The organism is Microcoleus sp. N9_A1, from assembly GCF_036701795.1.
Classification (GTDB): Bacteria; Cyanobacteriota; Cyanobacteriia; order Cyanobacteriales; family Microcoleaceae; genus Microcoleus.
In genome coordinates this window covers 1-7,851 of record NZ_JAUBRI010000128.1, presented here as the reverse complement: position 1 = coordinate 7,851, position 7,851 = coordinate 1, and the positions used below count along the sequence as shown (strand labels likewise).

Annotated in this window: 8 protein-coding genes; 5 read left to right on the top strand and 3 right to left on the bottom strand. The window is 47.7% G+C overall.

The annotated features are described in order from the left end of the window. Nucleotides 1-42: 42 nt before the first annotated feature. The 3 genes from QUA58_RS30180 (at nucleotide 43) to QUA58_RS30170 (ending at nucleotide 3,243) form a co-directional block, all read left to right on the top strand. Nucleotides 43-279: a transposase gene (locus QUA58_RS30180; RefSeq protein ID WP_333397819.1), complete on the top strand. Its 237-nt coding sequence runs from the start codon at nucleotides 43-45 to the stop codon at nucleotides 277-279. Nucleotides 280-439: 160 nt separating this feature from the next. After that, on the top strand, nucleotides 440-1,705 hold the full coding sequence (locus QUA58_RS30175; protein WP_333257344.1) for a pitrilysin family protein: 1,266 nt from the start codon (nucleotides 440-442) through the stop codon (nucleotides 1,703-1,705). Between the two features lie 269 nt (nucleotides 1,706-1,974). After that, nucleotides 1,975-3,243, top strand: a complete 1,269-nt coding sequence (locus tag QUA58_RS30170; protein ID WP_333397816.1) for a pitrilysin family protein — start codon at nucleotides 1,975-1,977, stop codon at nucleotides 3,241-3,243. 24 nt (nucleotides 3,244-3,267) lie between these two features. Here the strand turns inward: QUA58_RS30170 and QUA58_RS30165 are convergent, their stop codons facing one another. Genes QUA58_RS30165 through QUA58_RS30155 form a run of 3 tightly spaced genes read right to left on the bottom strand, consistent with a single transcriptional unit; the run spans nucleotide 3,268 to nucleotide 4,304 of the window. Next, complete coding sequence (locus tag QUA58_RS30165; protein ID WP_333257347.1) at nucleotides 3,268-3,615, bottom strand: BrnA antitoxin family protein; 348 nt, start codon at nucleotides 3,613-3,615, stop codon at nucleotides 3,268-3,270. A gap of 38 nt (nucleotides 3,616-3,653) precedes the next feature. Then, nucleotides 3,654-4,034, bottom strand: coding sequence for a PIN domain-containing protein (locus QUA58_RS30160; RefSeq protein WP_333257349.1), 381 nt, complete (start codon nucleotides 4,032-4,034; stop codon nucleotides 3,654-3,656). Between the two features lie 9 nt (nucleotides 4,035-4,043). After that, complete coding sequence (locus tag QUA58_RS30155; protein WP_333257352.1) at nucleotides 4,044-4,304, bottom strand: hypothetical protein; 261 nt, start codon at nucleotides 4,302-4,304, stop codon at nucleotides 4,044-4,046. Nucleotides 4,305-4,486: 182 nt separating this feature from the next. On the opposite strand from QUA58_RS30155, the gene QUA58_RS30150 reads away from it, so the two are divergent. Further along, complete coding sequence (locus QUA58_RS30150) at nucleotides 4,487-6,307, top strand: efflux RND transporter periplasmic adaptor subunit (protein WP_333257355.1); 1,821 nt, start codon at nucleotides 4,487-4,489, stop codon at nucleotides 6,305-6,307. A gap of 148 nt (nucleotides 6,308-6,455) precedes the next feature. Beyond that, complete coding sequence (locus tag QUA58_RS30145) at nucleotides 6,456-7,721, top strand: ABC transporter permease (protein ID WP_333397814.1); 1,266 nt, start codon at nucleotides 6,456-6,458, stop codon at nucleotides 7,719-7,721. Nucleotides 7,722-7,851 lie beyond the last annotated feature (130 nt).

The window sequence follows — 7,851 nt, the reverse complement described above, 5'->3', positions numbered from 1 at the left end:
TTATTTGAAAAAAGTAATAATTTGGGTGACGGGATCTGAGAATTGACAGATTGGTTAAAAAAGGCACAACCATACTATAAAAAGAGTGTAGAAACAATCAAAAGATGGTTGGGAGAGATTGTGGGGTATTTTGAAGAAAGAACAACTAATGGGATAGTAGAGGGAATTAATACTAAATTAAAGCTATTAAAAAGGTGTGGTTTTGGATTGAGAAATTTGAGAAATTTTGAAATACGGGCATTACTTTTTTGGCATTTTCCTAAAAAATTAGCACAATAAGTACGGAAGAGCCAAAAAAAGCAAAAAGCAAAAAACAACAGATGAGTAAGGATGAATGGCAGATGAGTGATGATTTCTGTATCAATTAATCCCGATCGCAGAGCTGTAAAGCGCTACCATAGTTGCAGCCGAAGTTAACTAAAGTTTAAGAATAACTAGCTTGTCTCAACTGCTCACTGCTTTAGAGTTCCCAGCCAATGTCTGGAAGCTCAACAACGGGTTAACGGTAATTCACCAGCGGATTTCGGCCACACCCGTGGTCGCCCTAGACGTGTGGGTGAGGGCTGGCGCTACGCTGGAGCCGGATTCTTGGTCAGGAATGGCTCATTTTCTAGAACACATGATATTTAAAGGGACGGATTCGATCGCCCCTGGAGAATTTGACCAGGTAATCGAAAATCGCGGCGGTGTCGCCAACGCAGCTACAAGTCACGACTACGCGCATTTTTTCGTCAACGCTGCGGCCGATTATTTAGCAGAAACCGCGCAGCCGCTGGCAGAATTGCTGCTGCGGGCCTCGATTCCCGATCGGGAATTCGATCGCGAGCGAGATGTGGTGCTAGAAGAAATCCGCCAAGCTCAAGACAATCCCGATTGGCTGGGTTTCCAAGCCATGATGGAAACAGTTTACCAGCGACATCCCTACAGGCGATCGGTATTGGGTACGGAAGAGCTGCTGATGTCGCGAACTCCCCACGAAATGCGCTGTTTCCACCGATCGCATTATCAGCCGGAAAATATGACTGTGGTGATAGTCGGGGGAATTGATGAACAACAGGCCAGAGATGTTACTGGGAAAGCATTTGAGCAGTTTTCTGAGCGGTGGGATTGTCCCCAATTAACCGCAGAGGCGGAACCGCCACTGATAGAAATTCGCCGTCAGGAACTCTGTCTCCCCCGATTGGAACAAGCCCGGCTGATGATGGCCTGGACGGGCCCGGGAGTGGAACATTTGCAAAGTGCTTGCGGCTTGGATTTGCTGTCGGTGTTGCTTGCAGACGGGCGGACTTCGCGTTTAGTCAGGGAACTGCGGGAAGAATTACAATTGGTAGAGGGGATCGAGAGCACTTTCTCGCTGCAACGGGAATCGAGTTTATTTACTATCAGTGCAGTCTTGGACGCGAAGGATGTCGAACAGGTGGAATCTCGGATTTGCGATCGACTTTGGCAATTGCAGTCTGAGCCGGTTTCCGAGGTAGAATTGCTCCGCTGTAAGCGTTTGCTGTGCAACGATTTTGCTTTCTCGCTCGAAACGCCGGGACAGCTAGCGGGTCTTTACGGATATTACAATACGATCGCCACTGCCGAATTAGCGCTCAGCTATCCCACCAGGATTAAAGCATTTGGGCCATTAGACCTCCAGCGCCTAGCTCGACAATATCTCTCTCCCCGACGCTATACGGCTGTTGTGCTAAAACCAATCTAATAATAGTTCACTGTTGACTGTTCACTGTTGACTGTTCACTGTTAACAGCAACTAGGTTGGGTTGAGACATGAAACCCAGTCTATTAATTGGAAATTTGAGATTAGTCCCTCAATCTAAAATCTCAAATCGCCAATCTCAAATCGGATGATCGGTAACGCTCACGCTCTACCGATCCTACGAATAATCATGACTAACAGTCAACAGTCAACAGTCAACAGTCAACAGTCAACAGTCAACAGTCAACAGTCAACAGTTAACAAAGAATTCAATGAAAAATGAAATCCAGCGCACGGTTTTAGACAACGGTATTGTTGTCCTAGCAGCAGAAAATCCAGCAGCAGATATTATTGCAGCTAGGATATTCCTGCGGGCCGGCAGTCGCTACGTGCAGCCGGAACAAGCAGGATTGTGTCACTTGCTGTCGGCGGTAATGACTAAGGGAACCGATCGGCTGTCTTCGCTGGAAATTGCCGAGCGTGTAGAATCGGTGGGAGCGAGGTTGAGTGCCGACTCTACTACAGACTATTTTTTAGTGAGTTTGAAGACGGTTTCTGCGGATTTTGAGGAGATTTTGGAGTTGGCGGCGCAATTGACGAGATCGCCGACTTTCCCGGAAGCTGAAGTCGAACTCGAACGCCGCATTGCCATATCGGCAATTCGATCGCAACAAGAACAGCCATTTGCGATCGCCTTCGAGCAATTGCGGCACTCGATGTACCAGGAACATCCCTATGCTTTCTCTCCCTTGGGTACGGAAGCTACTATGTCAAAGCTCACCAGAAACGAGATCGAACAGTTCCACAAAACCTATTTCCGTCCCGATAATGTAGTTATTTCTGTAGCCGGCCGAATCTCGACCGAAGATGCGATCGCCCTGATCGATCGAACTTTTGGATCCTGGAAAGCGCCTTTAACACCCCTACCAACTTTAACCGTCCCCCCTCTCTCCCCCTCCCCTGAATCGGTCGTTACGGCGCAAGATACGCAGCAATCAGTGATTATGCTGGGCTACCTCGCACCCTCTGTCAAAAATCCTGACTATGCAGCGATTAAGTTGCTGAATACTTATTTGGGTAACGGTTTGTCGAGCCGATTGTTTGTGGAATTGCGGGAAAAGCGGGGCTTGGCTTACGACGTTTCTGCGGTCTACGCGACGCGCTTGGACACGGCTCAGTTTGTCGTGTACATGGGTACGGCGCCGGAAAATACAACGACTGCTTTTGAAGGATTGCGCGCAGAAGTCGATCGACTCACCAGCATCCAACTAAGCGAGGAAGAATTGCAAGCTTGCAAGAATAAGATGCTCGGTCAATATGCTTTAGGAAAACAAACTAATTCGCAAATTGCCCAAGTTTTAGGTTGGTATGAAATTTTGGGATTGGGAATTAAATTTGACCAGCAATTTCAAGAAGAAATTGCACAGGTGACAGCTTCACAAGCGCGGGCTGCTGCTAAGAAATACTTCATCGAACCGTATGTTTCTTTGGTGGGCCCGGAGGCGGCGATTACAGAATTGGGTGTAGTGGCTGTTTGTTAAGGAGGCAATTGGCGATCGAACTTTTCAAAAGTTCGATCGATGCGATCGCAGATAAAAAGACTTTGCTCGTCGTCCGTTGCAACGCAGGGTGCTAATCAGGTTATGCTGAGTTTTGTTGTTCTCTATATATTGGCGTAAAACGTTGTTAATTAGAGTTTTATACTGTTCTCCTTGAGCCTCAAACCACTGCTTGATATCTGGATCGAGCTGAACTAAGTTGTCGGCTAGAGCTGCTGGAATACGTAAAGTCGATCGTTCAAAAAATTCATCTGTCAGCGGTGGAATATCTGAGTAGTCGATATTCTCTTCCGATCTTGACTCTAAAGCTGCCCAGTTAGTACCGGAGGTAATGTTCAAATCGTTTCTGCTCATAACGGTTAGCTCTTCGCGCTGAAATGATTAGGTTGCGGTTAACGTGCATAAGGCTGTGCTGTCAAAAGATTTGGGACAACTCGATAATGTTTAACGTTAAATGTGCAAAGCGTTAAACCTCGTCCCACAGCACAGGCGGCAATCAAAGCATCAAGCAATCCCAGACTGTTTGACAAATGGTAAGTTGTGAAATCTGACAACGCACAGGCACAATCAGCTTCAGTTGCCCAAATTATTGGTAATGGTGCAACCAATTGAAGAGCTTTACGAACTTGCTGCATATTCTGAGAGTCTTGGATTAGCTCCATGACAACAAAACCGGGAACACTAGGTATATCTGAAAGACTCGAAAACCAAGCAATTGCAGGTGCATGACCCCGTTGAATATCAATTAAAACATCTGTGTCTAAAAGATACATTGGCATTTCTTATGTCCGCGTCCGTGTTTCTGCCTGATGGCGCAGGTTTCGAGCATATACTTGACTATCGGTGATATCAGGTCGTGAGTTGATGACTCCTTCGCTTTGCCAGTAAGCAACAAGCTCTGCTCCAGTTTTAGGTGGGTTGCTCAGAACTTGCCTGAGCGATAAAACACGTAGGATGTACTCAGATAAAGGTAGGTTTAGCAGCAAGGCTTCATTAGACAGTTGACTTTCTAACTCAGGCGGCAACTCTAATTGAATACTCATTTTTCCGTTCCTCATCGATCGAGATTCTCAATTAATCCTAGCTGATTTCCTCATTATCCAAAATTATCCGAAGATACCTGCACATAACGGCACAACAAAAAAAAACACAACCAGACTTCAATTGAACCTTTTCTGTTCCCGATCGGTCTAAATTCAAGACAGACCCATCAGGTCTAATTGATATGTACTTCGTAAAGCACTTTCAGATAAAAAAAGAGCTGACTCCCTGGCTCAGCGGACTCCTCGCCGCTTCCCTGCTTGCAGGAGTCGGCTACACAGCTTACAGCCAACTCGCAGTCAAATCAAACCGCGAAACCAGACGCAAGGAAAAAACCGTTGCTGTCCAAAGGGTGAACTTGCCGATCGCAATTTCGGCAAACGGCACAATTGTCCCCGAACGTTCCGTTAACGTCAGCCCCAAAACTTCAGGAGTTCTCAAAAGTTTGCTCGTCAAGGAAGGAGACAGCGTTGAAAAAGGGCAGATTCTCGCCTACATGGACGACTCCAACCTCCAAGGGCAACTTACCCAAACTCGCGGACAACTCGCAGCCGCGGAAGCAAACCTGCAAAAATTGCTCAACGGCACTCGAACCCAGGACATTGCTGTGGCTAAGGCAGTGTTAGCAGAACAACAGGCAAGTCTGGAAAAATTGCTCAACGGCAATCGAACCCAAGACATTGCTGTAGCTGAGGCACAAGTGGCAGAGCAACAGGCAACGTTGCAAAAATTGCTCAACGGCAATCGAAGCCAGGATATTGCCGTAGCCGAGGCACAATTAGCTGAACAACAGGCAAATTTACAAAAATTGCTCAAGGGCAATCGACCTGAAGACATCGCCCAAGCGATCGCCCAACTCAGAGATGCCGAATACGCCAAAAACCAAGCTGAGGAAGACTTTCAGAGAAATCAGGAACTCTATAATGCCGGAGCCATTGCTTTGCAAATTGTCAACAACTCCCGCACCGCGCGCGATCGATCTCAAACGCAAGTCAGACAAGCCGAACAAGCTGTAGCTTTGCTGCAAGCGGGTGCTCGCCCTGAAGAAATCGCTTCGGCGCGGGCTGCTGTGGAGCAAAAACGGCAAGCTTTGACCCTGGCGCGATCGGGCGCACGCCCGGAAGACATCGCTGCAGGGCGGGCTGCTGTGGAGCAAAAACGGCAAGCTTTGGCCCTGGCGCGATCGGGCGCACGCCCGGAAGACATCGCTGCGGGGCAGGCCGCAGTCGAGCAAAAACAGCAAGCTTTGGCGCTACTAGAAGCCGGTTCTCGCCCGGAAGACATCGCCCAAGCCCGCGCTCAAGTTCTCGCCGCTAGAGGCAGCCTGCAAAGCGTTCAAGCGCAGATTAACGACACTGTGCTACGGGCTCCTTTCACCGGCACTGTCACGCGCAAGTACGCAGATCCGGGCGCTTTTGTGACTCCCACGACGGCAGGTAGTGCGGTTTCTTCGGCGACTTCTTCTTCGATTTTGTCCTTAGCTTCCAAAAATCAATTAGTAGCAAACGTAGCAGAAACTAATATTTCTCAGATTCAGATCGGCCAGGCTGCGTCTATTCAAGCTGATGCTTTTGCGGACAAGACTTTTGCAGGTAAAATCACTCAAATTTCGCCTCAGTCGATCGTCCAGCAAAATGTGACAAGTTTTGAGGTAAAAGCGGCAATTATTAATGATGATAAACAAATGCTGCGATCGGGCATGAATGTGAATGTTGAGTTTAAGGCTGGTGAACTCAAAAATGTTTTGGTAGTCCCGACTGCGGCAATTGTGCGCCAACAAAGGGAAACGGGGGTTTTTGTTCCCGGTGGAGAAGATGGTAAACCTGCTTTTATGCCGATTAAGACTGGTATGACGGTGGATGATAAGACGGAAGTGCGATCGGGTTTGAAAGGAAATGAAAAAGTGCTGCTTAGTTTACCCCCCGGATTGCGGCCTAGATCCCAAAATCCATCATCGGGTGGAATTCCGGGTTTGCAACCAGGTGGCGGAACCCGCTTGCGTTAGTGGGAAAAATGAAAAAGGAAAGCACAACACCCATACACCAATTAATTATCGATCTCCTTCTTCTCTCCCTCTGCGCTCTCTGCGCTCTCTGCGGTTAAAAAAAATCTTAATCCCCACCAACTAGGCATTACCAATACCCAACTACCTAATGAAATTAAAGACTCGCCCAGCTATCAACAAAATCTCTAACGTTCAAATCGCGTTCATGGCGACAGAAGCGCTGTGGAATAACAAATTGCGTACCAGTTTAACCATGCTGGGCGTAATTATTGGGATATCTTCGGTAATTGCCATTACTTCGGTGGGACAGGGAGTGCAAAAATCAACTGAAGAACAGTTAAAAGCTTTGGGTACAAATGTGCTGTTGGTTTTATCCGGCGCTTCGCGATCGGGCGGTGTCAGTCAGGGAAGCGGTTCTGCTACTACCCTTACTTGGGATGACGCTAGGGCGATCGGCAAACAAGCTCCTGCAGTTAAGGCAATTTCGGCTTATTTGCAGCGTCAAGTGCAAGTCGTTTACGGCGGACAAAATTCATTTACTGCTATTTTGGGAACTGATTTAAACTATCCAGATGTGAAGAACATTCAACCCCAAGAAGGACGGTTTTTTAATGAGGATGAATTGAATGCTGCTGAGCCAGTAGTTGTCCTCGGTTCTAAGGTGCGGGACGAACTTTTTGGAGCCGGAGCTAATGCGCTATCCTCCGATATTCGCATTCAGGGAAACCGCTACAAGGTCATTGGAGTGATGGAAAGCAAGGGGTCTGTAGGGGGAACCGATCAGGACGATCGAGTGTATATTCCCCTCAAAAATATGTCTTCGCGGATTGTGGGGAGAAATTCTTTAGCGGGGATTGCGATATCGGGTTTTTGGTTGGAAACTGCGGGCGAAGCGGATTTAGCGGATGCTCAATTTCAAGTGGAAAATATCATGCGCCTGCGCCACAATATTTATCCGCCACAACCGGATGATTTTCGAGTTGTCAATCAAGCTGAGATAGTTAATACTTTCAGCAATGTGATCGGTTTATTTACGGTTATGATCGGAGCGATCGCCGGAATTTCTTTGGTGGTTGGCGGCATCGGTATTGCTAATATTATGTTGGTATCTGTTGTGGAACGTACTAAGGAAATCGGGATTCGCAAAGCGGTAGGCGCTACTAATGCAGCAATTCTAATTCAATTTATGGCGGAATCAATTTTAGTTTCCACGGTGGGGGGAACGGCGGGTATTGGGTTGGGAGTTGCGATCGCCTTTGGGGCTTCGACAGCGTTCAAATTTCCGTTTGTGGTTTCTGTATGGTCGATCGCGGCGGGTTTTGGGCTATCCTTTAGTGTGGGCTTGTTGGCTGGAGTGCTTCCGGCGAGGAATGCGGCGCGCTTAGATCCGATCGCAGCTTTGCGGAATGATTGAACTTAGTGACGTTCGCCCCAGTTAAATTAGACCTCTTGCAAAAATAACTAGGACGGGCTCTTCGGCCCATCCCACAAGAGTTATTTTTTCTTGTGGGATGGGCCGAAGAGCCCGTCCAATAAATTTATGA

Bases quoted from the DNA above. Each gene is read 5' to 3' on its own strand.
- QUA58_RS30170 (WP_333397816.1), top strand. From the start codon at position 1,975: ATGAAAAATGAAATCCAGCGCACGGTTTTAGACAACGGTATTGTTGTC.
- QUA58_RS30165 (WP_333257347.1), bottom strand. From the start codon at position 3,615: ATGAGCAGAAACGATTTGAACATTACCTCCGGTACTAACTGGGCAGCT.
- QUA58_RS30160 (WP_333257349.1), bottom strand. From the start codon at position 4,034: ATGTATCTTTTAGACACAGATGTTTTAATTGATATTCAACGGGGTCAT.
- QUA58_RS30155 (WP_333257352.1), bottom strand. From the start codon at position 4,304: ATGAGTATTCAATTAGAGTTGCCGCCTGAGTTAGAAAGTCAACTGTCT.
- QUA58_RS30150 (WP_333257355.1), top strand. From the start codon at position 4,487: ATGTACTTCGTAAAGCACTTTCAGATAAAAAAAGAGCTGACTCCCTGG.
- QUA58_RS30145 (WP_333397814.1), top strand. From the start codon at position 6,456: ATGAAATTAAAGACTCGCCCAGCTATCAACAAAATCTCTAACGTTCAA.